Source organism: Micromonospora sp. BQ32 (assembly GCF_059358895.1).
The window spans coordinates 68,335-88,008 of record NZ_JCADBI010000022.1; the positions used below are offsets into that span (position 1 = coordinate 68,335).

General features: G+C 69.3%; 19 protein-coding genes and 1 pseudogene. 12 read left to right on the forward strand and 8 right to left on the reverse strand.

What is annotated here, in order from left to right; genetic code table 11:
- Positions 1-14 precede the first annotated feature (14 nt).
- Positions 15-656 carry a DsbA family oxidoreductase gene (locus tag AC5L30_RS29905; RefSeq protein WP_494871352.1) on the forward strand — a complete coding sequence of 214 codons (642 nt, stop codon included), beginning with the start codon at positions 15-17 and terminating at the stop codon, positions 654-656.
- 75 nt (positions 657-731) lie between these two features.
- Here AC5L30_RS29905 and AC5L30_RS29910 read toward each other — a convergent pair whose 3' ends face one another.
- The 6 genes from AC5L30_RS29910 to AC5L30_RS29935 form a co-directional block, all read right to left on the reverse strand.
- Positions 732-1,280, reverse strand: coding sequence for a YbaK/EbsC family protein (locus tag AC5L30_RS29910; RefSeq protein ID WP_494871353.1), 549 nt, complete (start codon positions 1,278-1,280; stop codon positions 732-734).
- Between the two features lie 95 nt (positions 1,281-1,375).
- Positions 1,376-1,570, reverse strand: a complete 195-nt coding sequence (locus tag AC5L30_RS29915) for a hypothetical protein (protein ID WP_030331904.1) — start codon at positions 1,568-1,570, stop codon at positions 1,376-1,378.
- A gap of 37 nt (positions 1,571-1,607) precedes the next feature.
- On the reverse strand, positions 1,608-2,390 hold the full coding sequence (locus AC5L30_RS29920; RefSeq protein WP_494871354.1) for an SDR family oxidoreductase: 783 nt from the start codon (positions 2,388-2,390) through the stop codon (positions 1,608-1,610).
- A gap of 70 nt (positions 2,391-2,460) precedes the next feature.
- Positions 2,461-3,114 (reverse strand): GAP family protein, encoded by a 654-nt coding sequence (locus AC5L30_RS29925; RefSeq protein WP_494871356.1) that lies wholly within the window; start codon positions 3,112-3,114, stop codon positions 2,461-2,463.
- 51 nt (positions 3,115-3,165) lie between these two features.
- Positions 3,166-4,554 (reverse strand): MFS transporter, encoded by a 1,389-nt coding sequence (locus AC5L30_RS29930; protein ID WP_494871358.1) that lies wholly within the window; start codon positions 4,552-4,554, stop codon positions 3,166-3,168.
- Positions 4,555-4,613: 59 nt separating this feature from the next.
- Positions 4,614-4,874 carry a hypothetical protein gene (locus AC5L30_RS29935; RefSeq protein WP_112583944.1) on the reverse strand — a complete coding sequence of 87 codons (261 nt, stop codon included), beginning with the start codon at positions 4,872-4,874 and terminating at the stop codon, positions 4,614-4,616.
- 218 nt (positions 4,875-5,092) lie between these two features.
- Between AC5L30_RS29935 and AC5L30_RS29940 the strand changes: the two genes are divergently transcribed.
- Both AC5L30_RS29940 and AC5L30_RS29945 read left to right on the forward strand, forming a co-directional pair.
- Positions 5,093-9,544, forward strand: a complete 4,452-nt coding sequence (locus tag AC5L30_RS29940) for a cation-translocating P-type ATPase (RefSeq protein WP_494871373.1) — start codon at positions 5,093-5,095, stop codon at positions 9,542-9,544.
- A 51-nt stretch (positions 9,545-9,595) separates the two neighbouring features.
- Complete coding sequence (locus AC5L30_RS29945; protein ID WP_494871359.1) at positions 9,596-10,396, forward strand: MBL fold metallo-hydrolase; 801 nt, start codon at positions 9,596-9,598, stop codon at positions 10,394-10,396.
- A gap of 200 nt (positions 10,397-10,596) precedes the next feature.
- On the opposite strand, the gene AC5L30_RS29950 is transcribed toward AC5L30_RS29945, so the two are convergent.
- Complete coding sequence (locus AC5L30_RS29950) at positions 10,597-11,016, reverse strand: CBS domain-containing protein (RefSeq protein WP_494871361.1); 420 nt, start codon at positions 11,014-11,016, stop codon at positions 10,597-10,599.
- 445 nt (positions 11,017-11,461) lie between these two features.
- Between AC5L30_RS29950 and AC5L30_RS29955 the strand changes: the two genes are divergently transcribed.
- From AC5L30_RS29955 to AC5L30_RS29995, 9 genes and pseudogenes are all read left to right on the forward strand, one after another.
- Positions 11,462-11,845, forward strand: a complete 384-nt coding sequence (locus tag AC5L30_RS29955) for a helix-turn-helix domain-containing protein (protein WP_494871375.1) — start codon at positions 11,462-11,464, stop codon at positions 11,843-11,845.
- Positions 11,742-12,203: an MmyB family transcriptional regulator gene (locus tag AC5L30_RS29960; protein WP_494871362.1), complete on the forward strand. Its 462-nt coding sequence runs from the start codon at positions 11,742-11,744 to the stop codon at positions 12,201-12,203. The genes AC5L30_RS29955 and AC5L30_RS29960 overlap by 104 nt, the downstream gene beginning before the upstream one ends.
- Before the next feature lie 189 nt (positions 12,204-12,392).
- The gene (locus tag AC5L30_RS29965) at positions 12,393-13,337 is read left to right on the forward strand and encodes an NADP-dependent oxidoreductase (RefSeq protein WP_494871363.1); all 945 of its coding nucleotides are present in this window, start codon (positions 12,393-12,395) and stop codon (positions 13,335-13,337) included.
- Positions 13,338-13,469: 132 nt separating this feature from the next.
- Positions 13,470-13,748, forward strand: a complete 279-nt coding sequence (locus AC5L30_RS29970) for a hypothetical protein (protein ID WP_494871365.1) — start codon at positions 13,470-13,472, stop codon at positions 13,746-13,748.
- Positions 13,745-13,873: pseudogene (locus tag AC5L30_RS29975) on the forward strand (hypothetical protein); the annotation flags it as partial. The gene AC5L30_RS29970 and the pseudogene AC5L30_RS29975, both read left to right, overlap by 4 nt.
- Positions 13,874-14,245: 372 nt before the next feature.
- On the forward strand, positions 14,246-14,668 hold the full coding sequence (locus AC5L30_RS29980; RefSeq protein WP_494871377.1) for a cupin domain-containing protein: 423 nt from the start codon (positions 14,246-14,248) through the stop codon (positions 14,666-14,668).
- Positions 14,669-14,828: 160 nt separating this feature from the next.
- Positions 14,829-15,002, forward strand: a complete 174-nt coding sequence (locus tag AC5L30_RS29985) for a DUF6928 family protein (RefSeq protein ID WP_494871379.1) — start codon at positions 14,829-14,831, stop codon at positions 15,000-15,002.
- A 738-nt stretch (positions 15,003-15,740) separates the two neighbouring features.
- On the forward strand, positions 15,741-16,946 hold the full coding sequence (locus AC5L30_RS29990; protein WP_494871366.1) for a hypothetical protein: 1,206 nt from the start codon (positions 15,741-15,743) through the stop codon (positions 16,944-16,946).
- A 79-nt stretch (positions 16,947-17,025) separates the two neighbouring features.
- Positions 17,026-18,009: a PIN domain-containing protein gene (locus tag AC5L30_RS29995; RefSeq protein ID WP_494871368.1), complete on the forward strand. Its 984-nt coding sequence runs from the start codon at positions 17,026-17,028 to the stop codon at positions 18,007-18,009.
- Between the two features lie 4 nt (positions 18,010-18,013).
- On the opposite strand, the gene AC5L30_RS30000 is transcribed toward AC5L30_RS29995, so the two are convergent.
- On the reverse strand, positions 18,014-18,250 hold the full coding sequence (locus AC5L30_RS30000) for a hypothetical protein (RefSeq protein ID WP_494871369.1): 237 nt from the start codon (positions 18,248-18,250) through the stop codon (positions 18,014-18,016).
- Positions 18,251-19,674: the final 1,424 nt, after the last annotated feature.

Below are 19,674 nucleotides of genomic sequence, written 5' to 3' on the forward strand. Positions count from 1 at the left end.
GGTTGCCACCGATCATGGAGATCGAGATCTACGCGGACGTCATCTGCCCGTGGTGCTACATCGGCAAGCGCCGCCTGGATGAGGCCCTCGCCAGCTACGAGGGCGAGGTGACGGTCCGCTACCGACCGTTCCAGCTCGACCCGTCGCCGGTGCCGCAACCCCTTCCGCTGGTGCAGGCGTTGGCCGGCAAGTTCGGCGGCCCGGAGCGCGCCCGGCAAATGATCGATCACGTGACCCAGGTGGCGGCGGCGGACGGGCTGCGGCTCGACTACGACCGCGCGGTGATCGCCAACACCTTCGAGGCGCACCGGCTGGTCTCCTGGGCCACCGACCAGGGCAGGGCGGCCGAGATGGTGGAGGCGCTCTACCAGGCGCACTTCAACCACGGGGTCGACGTCGGGTCGCGGGAGGCGCTGGCCAGCCTGGCCGGTGAGATCGGCCTGGACGCGGCTGACGCGCGCCGGTTCCTCGACTCCGACGAGCGGGTCGCCGACGTCGCCGCCGACCTGGCCGCCGCCCAGGACCTCGGCATCACCAGCGTGCCGACCTTCGTGCTGGCCGGGAAGTACGCGGTCTCCGGCGCGCAGGAGGTGCAGACGTTGCTCGCCGCGCTCGCCGAGGTGGAGCAGCGCGAGTCTGCCGTCCACTCACACTGAGTCACCGACGACCGGGCGTCCGGCATCGATGATCACGATGTTTCACGTGCAACAACATCGATGCCGATGCCTGGGTCAGGCTGGCCTGGCCAGCCCTTCGACCACCTGCGCTCCGGGCAGCGCGCCCAACGCCGGCCCCGGCAGCGCGATCTTGCTGTGCCGTACGCCGGACCCAACGATCACGTGCGGTGTGGCGATGACCCGCGCGTCCACCAGGATCGGCCACTGGGCCGGCAGCCCGATCGGGGTGATGCCGCCGTACTCCATGCCGGTCAACTCGACCGCGTCGGCCATCGCGGCGAAGCTCGCCTTGCGGACGTCCAACGCCCGGCGGGCCACCCCGTTCACGTCGGCCCGGGTGGTGGCCAGGACGATGCAGGCCGCGTAGCGGACCACGCCCTCGCGCTTGCCCGCCACCACGACACAGTTGGCCGACACGTCCAGCCCCACCTCGTACGCCGCGCAGAACGCCGCGGTGTCGGCGAGGTCCGCGTCGATCGGGGCGACCAGCACGTCGTTGACGTCAACCGGCGCGTCGGCCGGCCACTGCGCGATGGCCTCCGCGACCGGTGGGGCGAGCAGATCCAGGCGGGCGCGGGCCGGTTCGGTCTTCAGCGTTCCCATCACGGGTGCGATCCTCGCATCCGCGACGCTGAACCGCCCGACGGCTCCCCGGCCGCCCGGCGACGCCACCGGCCCGGGCCGGATCGATCCGGTGCTCAACTGCCGGCGAGGAAAGCGTTGTCGCGCATGAAGGAGCGGTCACGGGCAGCCGCCAGCTCCTCTTCGCGCTGGGCCTTGGCTCGTTGCAGCTCCAGATCCTCGAACGCGTGCCGGACACCCAGCCGGATCACGCCGTAGAGGAAGACGAAGCCGAAGACGTAGAGGATCACGGTGGTGACGACAGCGAACATGAGGTCACGGTAAGACGAACGTGAACCGTTGTTGCGCTCATTTCCGGCCGGTTCCCCCGTACGTGTCGGCCAGGTGGTCGGCCCAGGTGCGTACGCCCCGGGGCAACGCCTCGGTGACCAGGCCACCGGCCCGCAGCTCACGGCCGAGCCGGCCGGGAATCCGCACCGGCAGCAGCGGCCGGCGGGAGCCCCGGGCCGCTCGCCACGCCCGGGCGGCCTCGTCGAAGCGGAGCACCTGCGGCCCACCCAGCTCCTCGATGCCGCCCAACGGACCGGCGACCAGTCGCGCCGCCAGTCGCGCCGCCACCTCGCCCGGGTCGACCGGTTGGGCGAGCACCGCCCGGTCCCCGATCACCGGGCCCAGCCGCGCGCTGGCCGCCAGCAGATCGTCCAGGAACTGGGGAAACTGGGTGGCCCGCAGCACCGACCACGGCACCGGACCGGCCGCGATCACCTGCTCGGCGGCGAGCTTGTGGCGGTAGTACGGGATCGGCACCCGATCAACCCCGACGATCGAGATGTAGACGATGTGCCGCACACCTGCCACACCGGCGGCCAGCACCAGTCGGCGGGTGCCCAACACGTCCACCTGGTAGGTCTGCCGCCCCCGAGGTGCGGACGCCAGGTGCAGCACGGCATCCACCCCGGTCACCGCCTCGGCCAGCCCGTCCCCGGTGGCCAGGTCGGTCATCACCCACTCCACGTCCGAGCCGTCGCGCGGCCGGCGGCTGGTGGCCCGGACGCCGATCCCGTCGTCGCGCAACCGGCCCAGCACCGCGCGACCCAGATTCCCGGATGCCCCGGTGACCAGAACCTTCATCTCGTCCCCCCAACTCGGTCGTCCTGGCATTGACGAAACGGCGCGGCACCGCGTGACGGCGTACGGCGGCTCACCCCGACCGGATCAGGTCCAACACGGTGAGCAGCGCGAAGAACGCGATCACGATCTCGTTGACGATCCAGGCGTGCCCCTCGGCCCACTCCCGCATCCGGGTCAGCACCCGCGCAGCCCTGCTCCCGAGCAGCAGCAACGCCAGCAGGGGCAGCGCGAGCAGAAGCACGGTGACCAGTACGAACGGCACCAGGTGCCACCACGGCAGGTCGTGGCGGGCCACACTCGCCCCGACGGTGGCCATGGTCAGGTCGTCGGTGGGCGTCGCCACGAAGAGCAGCGCACCCAGCCGCAGCGCCTGCGGCGGACCGGCGTGCTCGATGCTCCCCAGCCAGCGCGGCGGCCCGGAGCGGTTCCGGCGCACCCAGATCAGCACGGCCAGGATCACCAGCAGGGCCAGCACCACCAGGTCGATGGTGGGGCCGCGATCGACCTTCCCGGCGACGGCGCTGGCGTCGGCGGCCACGCCGCCGACCAGCCGGGTCAACAACCAGGTCACCGTCACCCCGGCGGCGACCACCAGCCCCGCGCCGGCGAGGAAGCCCAGCGACGCCGCCCGGGGCCGATCCGACGAGGCCAGGAAGACCGCCACCACCAACTGCGTCCCGGCGACCATGACCACGGCGAGCGGCAGAACGGTCAGGAGGTTCATCGCCCGCCATCCTTCCGGCACCAGCAGGTGGGACGCGGCCGAATCCGCGGATCACCCGGCCGGTCGCACACCCCCGCCCACCACGACCCGGCCGGCCAGCAGCGCCCCGAGCAGCGCCAGTCCCGCGGTCACCACCAGCGTCGTGGTGTAGCTGGTCGGGCCTGGCGCACTACCCGCCGCCAACACGGCGCCGGTCAGCGCGAGCACGGTCGCCGCGAAGAGCGAGTCGCTCAGTTGCAGCGACGAGCTGTTGCGGCCCTGCTCACCCGGCGCGGACAACTCCAGGGTGAGCACCGACAGGGACGGATAGAGCAGGCCCATGCCGAGACCGGCGACCGCCCAACCGACCACGGCGACCGCCACCGGCAGCTCGGGCTGGACGGCCAGCGCCACCGTGGCGGTGCCAACCGTGATGCAGGTCAGCCCGGCGCGCGGCAGGCTGGCCCGCGACGCCGGCACCGGAATCCGGCCCTGCAACCAGGAACCCGCCGACCACGCCAGCGCGCCGACCGTGAGGACCAGCCCGGCCGCGGTCGGCGAGAGACCCCGTTCCCGGGAGAGCATCAGCGGGATGACCACCTCGGCGCCGACGAAGGCCGCCGACGCCAGGCCACGCAGCCCCACCACGGTGGGCAGCCCTCGCGCGGCCCGAAGGAACCCGGCCGGCAGCAGGCGCGGGGCACAGACCAGCAGACCGACCACGGCGAACGCGACCAGCGCCAGGGCCATGGCACCGCGCTGCTGTCCCCCGATGTGCAGCAGTGCGGCACTCACCGCGGCCCCACACGCCCAACCGATCCGCGCCACCGCACCCGCCGGCGGGCTCGTCGCCGCACTCCGGCCCAGCGACCGTAGGCCGGGATGGATCAGCAGCACCGCCGGCACGGCCACCGCCGGCACCGCCAGGAAGACCCACCGCCAGCCCAGGTACTGCACGATCAGGCCGGCAACCGCCGGCCCGACCAACGACGGCACGACCCACGCCGCCGCGAACGCCGCGAAGATCTGCCGGTGCAGGTCCTGCGGGTAGGCGTGCCCGACGATCACGTAGAGCGCCACCGAGAGCAGCCCGGAGCCGAAACCCTGCACGACCCGCCCGACGACCAGCGCGCCCATCACGGGGGCGGTCCCGGCGATCAACAACCCGACCACGAACCAGGCGACGCCGTGCCACATCGGCCCCCGCGGACCCCGGGCGTCGCACCAGATGCCGGAGACCACCATGGCCAGCACACCGGTGGCGAACGGGCCACCGAACGCGATCCCGTACAGCGCCAGCCCGTCCAGGCTGCGCGCGACGGTCGGCATCGCCGTACCGACCGCCAACGCCTCGAACGCGAGGAGTGAGATCAACGCGACGCTGCCCACCGTCATCGCGCGCAGCCGGGGTGCGAAGAGTCCCGGCGCGGCGGGTGGGGCGGTGACGGCTGTGCTCGGCATCGACCGAGCATGCGACCTCAACCCTGATTCATGTCAACCGCCCGGTGACCCGGCTCTCATCAGGCGTCCTGCAGCGCCTCCCCGACACCGCGCACCAGCCCGGAAAAATGTTGGTCGGCCAGCAGGTGACCAGCGGTGATCACCACGGCGATCGGCCACTCGATGACCTGGAGCGCGGCGAGCACTCCGAGCCCGGCGTAGTAGGCGACCTTGTCCGGCGGCGGCACCGCCACCTCGCCCAGCATCGGCAGTTGAACCCGCCGGTTGTACATCTTGACGTTCTCCCGTGAACCGTTGAGATGTCGCGTCAGCGTGCTCATGCCGGCCTCCCCATGTCCGGTGATGGTCGTCGGATTCCACGGCCCACCCCGTCCATGCGCCAGCGACGGCGGAAAATTACGCCACTCAGGGGGCATAACGGATGGCAGGTCGGGAAGCCAGGCCGCCGGACGTGAGCGCGGTGGGAGGACGACATGACCAACGTCAGGACCAGCGGCAACAGGGAGCCGGGCCGGCGCCCGTCCAGCCGTACGCCTCGATGACGGCGGCGGGTCGCGTTGCTGGCCGCATCCTGCCGTCCTTCGGGGTGCCGCACCTGGTCGGCGAGGCGTCCCGGACGGTCAGTTCGGCCGCGACCCGGCTGGCCCGGTCGGCCGGGCTGACCCGGCGTCGGGTGTGGTCCCGACCGGGCCGGCACCACATCGAGGTCCACGGTGTCTGCCAGGAGGGCGGGAACCGGCTGGCCCGTCAGGTGGAGGGCGCGCTGGAGCGGATGCCCGGGGTCGCCTGGGCCCGGGTCAACGCACCATCCGGCCGAGTGGTGGTCGCCGTCCAGACCCCCGAGCCGACGCTGCGCGACCTGATCGCCACGATCGACCGGGTCGAGCGGACCTGCGACCACGAACCCGACCCGGAGATCGCACCGCCGCACCCACCGGAGGAGGGGCCGCGAAGCCCGCGCACCCTCGGCGCGCTCGCCTCGGACGCGCTGGGCCTGACCATCTCGGCAGCCATCCGGGTCCTGCCGTTCGCGCCGCTGCCCGGCGAGGTGGCCGGTCTGCTCTCCGCAGTGGATCTTCAACCCAAGCTGCACGAGTTCATCGGTAAACGGCTGCGCTCCGACCCACGCGCGGACCTCCTGTTTCCGCTGGCCGAGGCGGTGGTGCAGGGCTTGACCGGCCGTTGGACGGGGATCGTCCTGGACGGCGCCCAACGGATCGTGCAGTGGGGTGAGGATCGGGCCCAACTCTCCGCCTGGGAGAAGGCCGAGCCACGACTGACCGGCGACGCGGAACGCGCCACCGCCCGCTGGCCGGTGATCGACCGCCCCCGGCCGAAGCCGGACGGCCCGGTCGAGCGGTACATCAACCGGATGCTCGCGGCCGGCGCGGCCGCTGGCACGGCAGCGGTGCCGTTCGGCGGGCCGAAGCGGGCCATCGCGCTGGGCCTGTCCGCGCTACCGAAGGCGCCCGGCAGCGGCCGAGAGGGGTACGCGGCCCAGCTCGGCCGGATGCTGGCCCGGCGTGGTGTGATCGCGATGGACCGGGGTGTGCTGCGCGAGCTGGACCGGATCGACACGCTCGTGCTCGACGCCGCGGTGCTCGGCTCGGACCGGGGCGTACTGGCCGATCTGGCACCGGTGCCCGATGCGGACGTCGACCAGGTGGCCGAGCGGGCCTTCGCGTTGTTCGACCCGGACGACCCGGCCGCTTTCCGCACGGCGGACGGCTGGCGGCTCGGGCCACTGGACCGGATGCCCGCGAACGACCCGGACGACATTCCGGACGCGGCCCGACTGCGCTCCGCCGGCGGCCAACTCCTCGGCCTCGCCCACGGCGACCGGCTCGCCGCCGTGTTGCGGGTCGAGCCGGAACCCGCGCCCGGCGTCGACGGCCTGCCCTCCGCCGCCCGACATGCCGGCCTGCGGCTGGTCGTCGCCGGTGGCGACGAGAAGCGGTACGGCTTCGCCGACACGATGCTGCCCGGCGGGGACCAGTTGGCCGAGTCGGTACGCGCGTTGCAGCGCGACGGCGCGGTGGTGATGCTGGTGTCCGCGGACCGGAAGGCGCTCGGCGCGTCCGACTGCGGTCTCGGGTTCGCCGCGCCGGAGGAGCTGCCGCCCTGGGGCGCGCACCTGCTGGTCGGTGCCGACCTGCGGGTCGTGGCCCTGGTGATCGAGGCGACCGGGGTGGCCCGGCGAACTGCCCAACAGAACATCCGGCTGGCGATCGCCGGCACCGGCCTCGGGGCGCTGGGCGCGCTCACGGCACCACCGACCCAACTGCCGCACCGGGCGCTCGTCGCGGTCAACGGCGCGGCCGGGTTGGCCTTCGCGAACGGGGTCTGGCAGGCCCGCCGGTTGCACGACCAGTCGGACACCCCGGCGCCGGTGGCAACCGCCTGGCACCTGATGCCCGTCGGCACCGTGCTCGACCACCTGCACTCCACCCCCGACGGCCTGACCAGCGCCGAAGCGCAGCGCCGACGTCACAGCTCCGGTACCAGCGGCGGTGCCGCACCCGGAAGTGGTGGGCTGCTACGCGCCTTCGTGGACGAGTTGTCCAACCCGCTCACTCCGGTGCTGGCCGCCGGGGCGGTGCTCTCCGCCTCGTTCGGCTCGCTGGTCGACGCCGCGCTGGTGGGCAGCGTGGTCGGTGGGTCCGCCCTGATCGGGGCGGTGCACGAGCGCAACACGGAGAGGTCGCTGGCAGAGCTGCTGTCGCGCTCAGCGGTGACCGCACGGGTCCGCCGGGACGGTGCCGAGCAGGTTCTCGCCGCCGAAGACCTGGTCCTCGGGGACGTCATCGCCCTGGAACCGGGCGACTCGGTGCCCGCCGACTGCCGGGTGCTCGAGTCGGTGGGCCTGGAGGCCGACGAGTCGTCGCTGACCGGTGAGTCGCTGCCGGTCGCCAAGTCCAACCGGCCGGTGGTCGCCGCCACCATCGCCGACCGACACTCGATGCTTTACGAGGGCACCACCGTCGCCGCCGGGCACGGCACCGCCGTGGTGGTGGCGACGGGCAACGACACCGAGGCCGGACGCAGCCTGGCGTTGGTGCGGCAGGCACCGCCGACCAGTGGGGTGGAGGCTCGGCTCGGCTCGTTGACCAGCGCCGCCATCCCGTTGGCGGCCGGCTCCGCGGTGGCGGTGGCCGGCGCGGGCCTGCTTCGAGGCGTACCCCTGGCCGAAACGGCGGCGACCGCCGCGAACCTTGCCGTGGCGTCGGTGCCGGAGGGGCTGCCATTCCTGGTCAGCGCGGCGCAACTGGCGGCGGCCCGGCGGCTGGCCGAGCACGGCGCGTTGGTCCGCAACCCGCGCACCATCGAGGCGCTGGGCCGGGTGGACGTGCTCTGCTTCGACAAGACCGGCACCCTCACCGAGGGCAAGCTGCTGCTCGCCGGGGTCGGCGACGGCGTCGGCGACCGGTACGCCCCGGTGGACCGGTTGGACGACCGGCTCCGGATGACGCTGGCCGCGGCGCTGCGGGCCACCCCCGCCGCGAAGGATCCGGAGGAGTTGGCGTTGCAGACCGACCGGGCGGTCCGGCGGGGTGCCGGGGAGGCCGGGGTGGTGGAGCAGACCGGTGCCGCCGGGTGGCGGGCTGCCGGTGGGCTTCCGTTCGAGCCGTCCCGCGGTTACCACGCGAGCATCGGAGAGACCGACGGTCACCTGTTGTTGAGCGTCAAGGGTGCTCCGGAGACGGTGCTGCCGCGCTGTTCGTCCCGACGCACCGACGGTCGTCAGGAGCCGCTGGACGACGCCGGCCGTGCGGAGCTGGAGCGGACGCTCGCCGACCGGGCCGGGGCGGGAAACCGGATCCTGGCCGTCGCGGAGTGCCCGGTGAACGACCCGAAGGTGACCGACGGGGACGTTCGCGGACTGACCTTCGTGGGCTTCCTGGCCCTCGCGGACGGTGTGCGGGAGAGCGCCGCCCCGGCGGTACGCCGGATTCGGCAGGCCGGCGTGCACACCATCATGATCACCGGTGATCATCCGGCGACTGCCGAGGCGATCGCGGCCACCATCAGTGAGCACGACGAACAGCGGGTGGTCACGGCCGGCGAACTCGACCAACTGGACGACGACGCGCTCGCCGAGCGGTTGACCAACACCGATGTGGTGGCCCGCTGCACCCCTGCCCACAAGGTGCGGATCATCCAGGCGTTGCAGAAGTGCGGTCGGACCGTGGCGATGACCGGCGACGGCGCCAACGACGCCCCGGCGATCCGGCTGGCCGACGTCGGCATCGCCCTCGGCCAACGGGGCACCCCGGCCGCCCGCGCCGCAGCCGACCTGGTGGTCACCGACGACCGCCTGGAGACCATCATCGCGACCCTGATCGAAGGGCGGGCGATGTGGTCGTCGGTGCGGCACGCGCTGAGCATCCTGGTCGGCGGCAACCTCGGCGAGATCGCGTTCAGTGTGCTCACCGCCGCGGCGACCGGCCGCTCCGCGCTCACCGGACGACAACTGCTGCTGGTCAACCTGCTCACCGACCTGGCACCGGCACTGGCCATCGCGGTCCGGCCGCCCGCGTCGGACCGCACCGACGCGCTGCTCCGGGAGGGCCCGGACACAGCGCTCGGCGAGAGCCTCACCAGGGAGATCGGGCTGCGGGCGGCAGCCACCACGCTGGGCGCGACCGCGGGCTGGACGTTGGCCCGCTACACCGGACGCCGGCAGCGGGCCGGCACGGTCGCCCTGGTCTCCCTCGTCGGCACCCAACTCGGGCAGACCATCCTGGCCGGCGGCACCAGCCCGGCCGTGCTGGCCTCCACGGCGGCGTCACTGGGCGTGCTGGTCGTGGTGGTGCAGACGCCGGGGGTGAGCCAGTTCTTCGGCTGTACCCCGCTCGGGCCGGTCGGCTGGACCATCGGGGCCGGGTCGGCGCTCGGCGCGACCTTCGCCAACGGCGCGCTCACCAGGCTGATGGAACGCCTCCCGGAGGCGCATCCGCCCAACTCCACCGGTGCGGCCGCCGAGGGCTGAGCCGCATGCTGACGGCTCGCTGGGGTACGGCAGCGGGAGGAGGTGGGCACAGTGGCGGAGCAACCACAGGTGACGTTCATCGGTACCGCGACGACGGTGCTGCGGATCGGCGGGTTCACCCTGCTGACCGACCCGAACTTCCTGCACCGGGGTCAACGGGCGTACCTGGGCAAGGGGTTGTGGTCGCGTCGACGCACGGACCCGGCGCTACGGATCGCCCAGCTCCCAGAACTGGACGCGGTGGTCCTGTCCCACCTGCACGGCGACCACTTCGACCGGGTGGCCCGCCGGGAACTGGACCGCGAGCTGCCCATCGTCACCACCCCCGCGGCGGAACGCAAGCTGCGTCGCTGGGGCTTCCGGGCCGCCCAGGGCCTGCCGACCTGGTCGTCCCAGGAGCTGCACCGCGACGGTACGACCCTGCGTCTGACCTCGATGCCCGGGCAGCACGGCCCGGGCGCGCTGGACCGGCTGATGCCCGACGTGATGGGCACAATGATCGACGTGGAACGCTCCGGGCGGCGGGAGTTCCGGCTCTACGTCACCGGCGACACCCTCAACCGGCCGCTACTCACCGCCATCCCCGAACGCTACCCGGACATCGACGCGATGCTGATCCACCTCGGCGGCACGAAGGTCGCCGGGATCCTGCTCACCATGGACGCCCGCCAGGGCGCGGACCTGGTGGAGCTGATCCGTCCACAGCTGACCGTGCCGATCCACTACGACGACTACCCGGTCTTTCGCTCCCCGTTGGCGCACTTCGTCGACGAGGCCCGCCGCCGGGGTTGGGCAAAGCAGGTGCGCACCATCGCCCGCGGCGAGACCGTCCCGCTCACTCAGCCCGCCTGACCGCCCGCCTGACCGCACTGCCGGTTCGGGCGGCCAGATGCCAAGGAGCGGTATACCTCAGAGTCATATTCATACCTCAGAGTCATAACGCTCGCGCCGACACCTCGACCCACCCCGATCTGCCGGCACAGGTCGCCGGACTACGCGAATCGCCGCCTGCCGGCGGACCGGCGGCGGCGATCGTTGACAGGTGCGATGGGTCAGCTGCGCTCGGAGATGGCCTCGATGAGGTCGCCGACCGGGCGCTCCGGGAGGGATCGGGCCACGTCGGCCACCGCCACGATGCCCACCAGCTCGTGGCCATCGATCACCGGCAGTCGGCGCACCTTGTGCTGGCCCATGGTGCGCAGAATCTCCGCCGCGTCGTCGTCCGCGCCGATGGTGACCGCCTCGCCCTGGGCCAGCTCACCAGCGGTCACGGTGGCCGGGTCACGGCCCTCGGCCAGCACCTTCACCACGATGTCGCGGTCGGTCAGCATGCCCTTGAGCCGGTTGTCGTCACCGCAGATCGGCAGGGCGCCGACCCCCAGCTCGGCCATCCGCTTCGCGGCCGACTTCAGGTCGTCCTGCTCGCGTACGCAGCTCACGTCGTTCGTCATGATCTCGCGTGCCGTAGGCATTGGTATGACACCTCACTTCCCGGGGGTTGTTGCCGCTTCTCCTACCCCGGTCGGCGCCTGCCATGCCGCCCGCCTTGTCGCCACCGCTCATCCGCGCAAATACCTTGCCGAGACGCGGCCGAGCGGAGAAGATCGGGCGTCGGCTACCGCCACTGATCTGGGTCAAAGCAACGGGAAGGCGAGGATGCCCGACGCCGCAGCCGCCGATTCGCGGACGCGGAAGCCTTGAGTGCTGGTGGGCCGGAGGTACCACCAAGCGAACCACACCGCGACAATCGCCGGTGACCCGTTACCCGTGCCACCAGAGTGAGCGATGGCAGGTAGGTCTACCACCGGGCGTACGTCGGTCTGCTGGCCGTGGCACTGAACGCCGCCCGCGCTGTCCGGACTGTGCGGACTGTGCAGGCACAATTGGGCTGTGGAACGTCACGAGTTCGGTGCCGCGGTGCGCCAGTTGCGGGAGAGTACGGCGCCTGCGGCTGTCGGGCTGCCGATCGGTCGTCGCCGGGTGCAGGGGTTGCGGCGGGAGGAGCTCGGCGAGCTGGCGGGAATGTCTGCGGACTACGTACGCCGGTTGGAGCAGGGGCGCAGCCATCCGTCAGCCGGGGTGGTGAACGCCATCGCCCGTGCGTTACGGATCGGGCGGGCGGAGTACGAGCGGCTCTGCGCGCTGGCCGGGTACGCCGCTGCGGACGGGCAGGTGCCGAACGAGGTCCAGCGCGTTCATGGCCCTGGGGCACTGGAATCTCACCGGCGGCCCGTGGGAGTGGAACATCGCCTGGCGTACGTTCTGCGATCCGTTCGGTGCTTTCAAGCAATCCACGGATGACGCGACCGATCATGAATCGATCCTCGCTGCCCGCCTGAAGAGCGCGCTGTTGCGCTACCCCGCCGACACGTCGCTCGCCGCGCTGGTGGACGAGATGCGGAGCCGAAGCCGCCTGTTCGACACCTTGTGGCGCGCACCGCGACCGGTGGCGGCCTACGAGAGCAGTGCCGCGTTCATCCATCCGGACCGCGGCGCCGTCACGCTCGTCGGCAGCCTGCTCGCCATCCCGGGCGACGATCTTGTGGCCCTGATACTCACCGCGGCGCCCGGCTCGGTCGATGCGGCGCGTCTCACGGAGATCGTCGGCGTCGCCGGGAAACCGACCATCATCAAGGTGGGCCAGCCCGGCCCAGGCTAACCGCGTCGGATCCTGTGAAGGTAAGTGACGTCTCCAGCAACCGCGGATCCATTGGCAGCCTCCGGGCGGCTCTGGTGAGGCGGAACTGGATGCCTTCGCAACTTGAAGCACACCGCAGGGAGCATCTCCGCGTCGCAACCGCTTCAAGGTCGAAGCACATTGACGGTGCTCACAGAGGCAGGTTCAGCAATGAAGGCAGTGCGTTTTCACGAGTTCGGCGGTCCTGAGGTCCTGCGCTACGAGGACGTCGAGCAGCCGACCCCCGGAGCCGGGCAGGTCCGGATCCGCGTCGCCGCGACGTCGTTCAACGGCGTCGACGGCAACATCCGCGCGGGCTACATGCAGGGCCCGATCCCGGTGGAACTGCCGCACACTCCCGGCCTCGACGTCGCCGGCACGGTCGACGCGCTCGGTGACGGCGTGGACGACATCGCGGTCGGCGACCGGGTCGTCGGCTTCCTGCCGATGACGGGGACCGGGGCGGCCGCGGAATATGTGCTCGCACCAGCGGAGATCTTGACGGGGGCACCCAAGAACATCCCGTTGGCTGACTCGGCGGCCTTCCCGCTGGTGGGCCTGACCGCATGGCAGGCGCTGTTCGACCACGGCAAGCTGACCGCCGGTCAGCGGGTGCTGATCAACGGCACCGGCGGAGCGGTCGGCGGATACGCGGTGCAGCTGGCCAAGGAGGTCCGTGCCCACGTGATCGCCACGGCCAGCCCACGCAGCGCCGAGCCGGTCAAGGCTGCCGGCGCCGACGAGGTGATCGACCACACCACCACCGACGTGACCGCGGCGGTGACCGAGCCGGTCGACCTCGTACTCAACCTCGCGCCCGTCGCTCCGGAACAGCTGGCCGCGCTGGTCACGCTGATCCGTGACGGCGGCACCTTGGTCAACACCACCGTCTGGATGCCCGCCCCTTCCGACGAGGAGCGCGGCGTGCGCGGCATCGACCTGTTCGTCCGCAGCGACGCCGACCAACTCGCCGACCTGGCCGCTCGGATCAGCACCGGCGAGTTGCGTGTCGACGTTGCCCAGCGGGTGGCGCTGGCCGACCTGCCCGCACTCCACGCCCGGGCCGGCGCGGGCGAGCTGCCCGGCAAAACCGTCGTCCTCGCGCCCACGGCCTGACACGGCCGACCTCGCCCACCCTCGACGCGAGCGCGAACTGAGCTGGTGCCGACCGCTTCAGCGGACCAACCGGCACCCGTCCTCCTGACGGACCGACCACGCCTGCCCAACCATCACCCAAGGACGGACCCCATGACCGACAGCCGCACGAACCCGTCAGGCGTTCCGGCCATACCGCTGCTCATCAGCCCGACCGACCGCACGGTTTCGATCACGGTCCAGCAACGCACCCCGGTGGCGCCCGCCACCGCGTTCCGGGTGATCGCGCCGATCGACCTGCCGAGCGTCTTCCACAGGGTCGGGCCGTTCCCCGGCGTTACGGGCGTGGCCAACCAGACGGAGACCTGGGATCACGCCGGCCCCACCCGTAACCCGCAGGTCGAGGACGGTCACAGGTCAACGAGCAGTTGACCGAGTACACGGAGGGTTCGATCTTCGCGTACCAGCTGACCGGGTTCACGAACGTCCTCTCTCGCCTTGCGGCCGGGGTGCGGGGCGAGTTCAACTTCAACCCCGACGGGGACGGCACCCTCATCCGCTGGACCTGCGAGTTCAAGCCGCTCCCAGGCCGGCGCCCTATCCTCGCCGGTCCCTTCGCCCCCCCTGTGGCGCCGTTACATGGCGGCTGCCCTGCAGCGGTGCGTACAGGTGGCCGAGGCGCAGGAGCCGCAGCTGCAGCTGCAGCAGTCTCGGCTAGCCACAGAAAAGCATGCGAGGTGGCGGTGCTCTCCACGAGGATCAAACGAGCGGCCCCGTCGAGTCGCCTCCGGGGGACGCGCCGTCGCCCGGCCGATCGAACCAACCGACCGCACACCCAAGGAGACGATTTTGTGATTCCCGACGACGATCCCACTCGCTCGCTGACCGTGGCGGACCCCGACGGTCCCGACACGACCTACATTTCCCTGGTGGGCAACACCTACGGCATGTTGATCACGGGCGAGCAGACCAACGGCGCGTACTGCCTGATCGACATGCGCGTCCCCGACGGCGGCGGCCCGCCGCCGCACCGGCACGACTTCGAGGAGATGTTCACGATCCTTGAGGGCGAGATCGAGTTCACCTTCCGCGGCGAGAAGCACGTCGTTCGGGCCGGCTCCACGATCAACATCCCGGCCAACGCACCGCACAACTTCCGCAACACCTCCGGTGCGCCGGCCCACATGCTCTGTATGTGCACCCCGGCCGGGCAGGACGAGTACTTCACCCGCGTCGGCGACGTCGTCGCAGGCAAGGACGCACCGCCGCCGCAGCTCTCACCGGACGAACTCGCCGAACGTGGTCGCCGCGCTGCCGAGCTGGCCTCGACCTACCGCAGCGAGTTCCTGTGACCAGCTCGCTGGCGCTCTGACGATATCGAGCGCGGCCCGGGGTTTCTTCGCATCCTCTTCGCGCCGCCGGCGGGGCTGCAACCGTTCGGGGTGCGCCCCGCGCGCTTGTGCTTAGGGCGCGGGGTCCCCGAGCGGCGGCCCCGATTCGGGGCGGCCCGACATCCGTCCGACACTGTGTGGCGCCACCCGGTCGAAGCGAGCCGAGGCAGAGGCGTTGGTACGCCGAGTCCACCCCGGCTACGTCGTCGAACCCGCCGATGACAACACGTTGCTCGACGGCACCTACCCGCCTGATGACCTCACGTACGCCACTGTGCTGGCCGGTTTGGGCTGACGTTGAACTAGCTGATCAAGTACGCCCTAAACCCGCAGGTCACGGGCAGTTCAGGTGGAGCCCAGGGGACTCGAACCCCTAACCCGAGACGTGAGGGAGAAGCTGGCCAAGACGGACTTACCGGTGCGCTGAACTGGCCTGCATCCCTCGGCAACTCTCGACGTCTCACACGCGCTCTCACCGTCGGCTGTGCCGAATCTGTGCCTGATGATCTTTAGCCCGGCGTCCGGCGTCCGGCGTCCGGCGTCCGGCAGAGGCTCCAACCGCGTGTCGGCTAAGCGCACACGGTTTAGGAAGGGTGTAGCGCCTACTGCGTCACCTGTGGCCCCACCAGGACATACGCCTGACGGCTCTCCGCCGATACGTTTGATCATTCCGTGCGTGTTCCGGATCTTGTGCTTCGACCGGACTGCTCGCTTGAAAGCTCTGTGCACCAAATCCGTTCTCGTCGGGACCGGCCGCACGCTCGGAGCCTCGTCCATGCCAGCCTCCTCCCGACCGCCTGCTGTCGCCTGGCTGGGCTCACTAACGATTGAGCCGACATCTCCGATGGCTTGGCGATGACCGGGCGCTACACAACGTCGCCAACCGGTAACTACGAGTGGATAATGGCATCTCGCCCCACCAGGATGGATATCGCTCAGCCCAAACGTCAATGCTGCCACTGCGGGTCACCCTTGCGCGGTTGCATTACCCTAAGTTCTTGTCGTAGGCAGGGTCGATTGAGGATGTAGGCGCTTGAAGTTGCCCTGGTTTAACCGTTTTCGCGGCAAGAAGCGGCAACGGGCTGCCGCTTCCGAGCAGCGAGATACCCGGCCAGCCCAGACCGAAGATATGGTTGAAGAAAGCCTAAGGTATCAGGCTGTTCGAAACCGTGCAATTGAGCACGCGCCGGCGATAGCAAGCGCGGTCCTTTTCGCGTTTCTAATCGTCAAGCTCTCACTGATTTCTAGAGGCGACGTGAATACGACCCTTGCCGTACTAGCCAAAGTCGGTGTTATGCAGGTCGTCGTGGGTTCAATCCTTGCCGCAGCACCCTTTTTAACCATCGGCATAACCGCAGCACTAGCGAACGTCAAGAACAATTCAGATTTGCGAAAAAGAGAGAAGGTATGGTTTTACGGTAATGTCGCCACCGCAATGCTCTGGCTTTCTTTCATTGTTAGCTGGGCATCACTTCTCGGCGTAGCGATAATCATCGTCATTCCTATCGTTGCATCACGCCTGCGTCAGCGGCGCAAGCAGGCCAAAGAGAATCCCGTTTCGAGTGGACGAACATGGGAACAGGTACTTGCCGACCCTCCCACTGACACCGTACTTAGAGGAATAGCCGAAGAGTATCGAGAAGTGGTTCGAAAGAAGTCGAGCGCTCAGCTAGCTGCCGACCTATCACATCTCGTTGAATTACAAAAAGAAATGGCGCACATTTCTAGACGATACAATGAGCGAGCCGTCCTTGTCGGGAAAGCAACGAGGCAGCCACTTGAAATCGCCGCCATGACGGTAATGGCGGCAGCGCTATCGCCCGTCATCCTACATCTAGTAAATAATGATCGACCATGGATGCCTGCCGAAGTTGTCGCGGGGCAGGGTGACACCCGCTGGGTCGGCTATGTGCTTAGCCACGATGAGCGATGGCTTGTATTGCTAAGGGACAAGGACCGGGCAGTGATATCTATTGACGGCAAACAAGTAACTTCACGTACAATTTGCACTCCCGAGCGCGCACAGCTCTCCCCGATGCGAACTCTTTGGAGAATCGGCGCGGACCTACAACCCAGGTATGAACGGTGTCCCGATCTCCCTGCCCCTATTGTCAAGCCTCCAACGATGATTCCTACTCCCTCCGTAGCTCCATCGACCGTCGTGGCGACGCCTTCACCCTCCTTGGCAACTTCACAACCGCCGTCGACAGCAAGGCCGATTCCGACCGTTTCGTCTTGACCAAGGACACCTCGGCCAGGCCCAGCCAGGAAACGTGGGCGCGACTAGCATTGCAGTGAGTGTCTAGTATCCTCAACCCGTGCTCCGGTTGCTGGTCGACACATCGGTCTGGCTCGACATGGCGAAGCATCGAGACGGCCAGAAGCTCATCGTGCCGATTCGCGTGCTCTACCACCAGAAGCGTCTTCGGCTAATCGTTCCCAATCTGGTCGTCGAGGAGTTCGAGCGCAACCGACCTCGCGTTGAGGCGTCAGTCTCCGCCAGCATCGCAGAGCGCGTCCGGCAGCTGAAGAACGACCTCAACGAGTACGGCGGAAACCATCGAGAGCAATGGCTTGAGGAAATGAGCCACCGCTTGCCGCTACTCTCGTCCCTATCTCTCAGAAACTTCGCGGAGATTGCGGAGTTGCTAAACCACCCGGCGCCAGTAAAGCCAAGTAGTCGCCAGCAAGCCTCGGTGGTACAGGCAGCCCTGGGCAAGAAGGCCCCATTCCATCTGGCGAAGAACAGCGTCGCTGACGCTCTTCTTATCGCAATCTTTCAAGATGTGGTAAAGAAGAGCCGGCCCTCAGACGTCTGCTTCTTCGCCACATCCAACCATCAGGACTCTTCGCTTCCGAACGGCGACCGAAGAAAGCCCCATACCGACTTCAACCACATCTTTGATGATGCTCGCGCTCGCTACCTCCTAGGCTTGGAGGGCCTCACTGCCGGTCTCAATGAACACTTCGGGGAAGAGTTCGAAGAGCTTGTGGAGGAAGCTGATCTAGTACAAGAAGAGCCGCGCACCCTTGTTGAAATCCTCGAAGCGGAGCGCGAGTTCTTCGACAAGATATGGTACGTACGAAAACTCATTCGACAGGAGAAGGAAGAGCGCGGCGAGCTTGCGCCGTTGCCGGAAATGCTGGCCTCTCAGACGAAAGCCGCTATGCGGCGAATTGAGGACAGGTACGGTGCCGACAACGTCGGCCCCTGGGATGAATGGGGTTGGGGTTTTGTGCACGGCAAGCTATCGGCCTTGCGATGGGTTCTAGGAAGCGAATGGGACTTCTTGGACACCTAGCCAGTTACCCGCGCTCCTTCCGGTGTTCAAGAAGGTGCTCCAGGTCGTCGACCTCACCATCGCCCGGTCGCGGGAGGATGTTCTTGCGAGACCCGTCAGCGCGGTGCGCCTTCTCGATTAAGGGCTTTGCGCAGCCGTCTGAGTAGTGCGTCTTGTGGCTTCCTGCACGACGCTGGATGATCCAGAAGATGACTCCCCAGCTAGCGAAGAGGATCAGTCCGACGACGATCAACCACTGCACCCATCCCACCACCGGACTCCTCACGTGCCTCATCGACCCATGTGTCAGTCAGGGTAGTCGATTCGTCACACAGAGACGCTAGTCTCTTTACTATGGATCTGGCGCTCCGCTCATCGCGGGCGGCCGAGTCCCTGACCAGGTGGCTCGCGCCGCTCAGCTTCACGGACTGGTCGGCACCCCGGGTGACCGCAGCACTGACGCGAGGCGTTGTGGATTGGGGCGTGGCACATGGGTGGCGTGTCCGGCGGGAAGTCCCGAGCATCGCGGGCCTGCCCGGTTCCCATCCGGATCGGCCCGGCTACCTTGATGTCGTCTGTGAGCGCTTAGGAGCGCCCCCGATCGCCGTCGAGATCGACAGAACCGACAAGCAGTGGTCGTCACGCAAACTGCTCTGCGAGGCTGATGCGGGAGCTGTCGCAGTGTGGGTTCGCTGGGGTAGCCCTCGGACCTGGATCGTGCCGCATCCGGTTGCCCTGGTCGACATCCCCAGTACCCGCCGCCGTGTCTCCGGCCGTCTCCTCTACTCCCGCGCCCAGGTAAATGCGGCCGTTGTTGCGGAAGCGCCAGCGCCACGCACGGCTGCCCGCTGCCGCGCCACTACTCGCAAGGGTGCACCCTGCCCCATCAACCCGCGCCCGTCAGGCCTCTGCCACGTCCACGATCCAGCCGTCCAGTGCGGTGCCCGCAAGAAGAACGGCCAGCGCTGCGGCAACGCCACCGGCGGCGGTCGCTGCGCCGCCCACCAGAACAGCCCCATGTACGACGGCGCAGCCACTCTGCTTTAACCGGCGGCAGCAGCCCTCGGCGGTGTTGCCATCCCGTCTGCCGTCGACCCGCCCTCCTGGGGAGCGGGCCACCGCCCGGCCCGCCACGTCAAGACGGCCTTGACGCACGTTCGGACGTTGGCGGGTCGGGTGGCGGTCTGCTCGGCTTGCCCGGGTCGATGGCAGGCGGGATGGCCTGCGCAACCACCCACGGACCGCAACGCGCCGACGGGTTTGCAACCATCTCGGAGCCCGAGCGCCCCCGCCGGAGGCGCAGTAGCCGCAACACCGCGACCACCGCCAGCTCGCCGACGCGGCCGGCGTGCGCTCCCCTACGCTGCGCGGGCTCGTGGCCGCGCGGCCCGGCCGGCTGCCGGCCCACCCCCACCGGTCAACCGCCCTGTCGTTCTGCGGCGGCCCCTTGGGCTTCCCGCTTCCGCGCCAGCCGCCGGGCGTGTTGCGTGGCCGGAGTCGGAGCGCCAGCGAAGCGACGGACGCGCGCCCAGGCGGCGGCGCGTGCGGCCCGTGCAGGGCCGCCTTGAAGACGTACAGAAAGTTTGAACCACTTCGCCGGCAGTCCGGCTGTCCCGTCACGGGACATGCTTGACAGTGGCGTCCCACCAGATGCTTGACATGATCGATGTCGGCTCTCTTCATCAC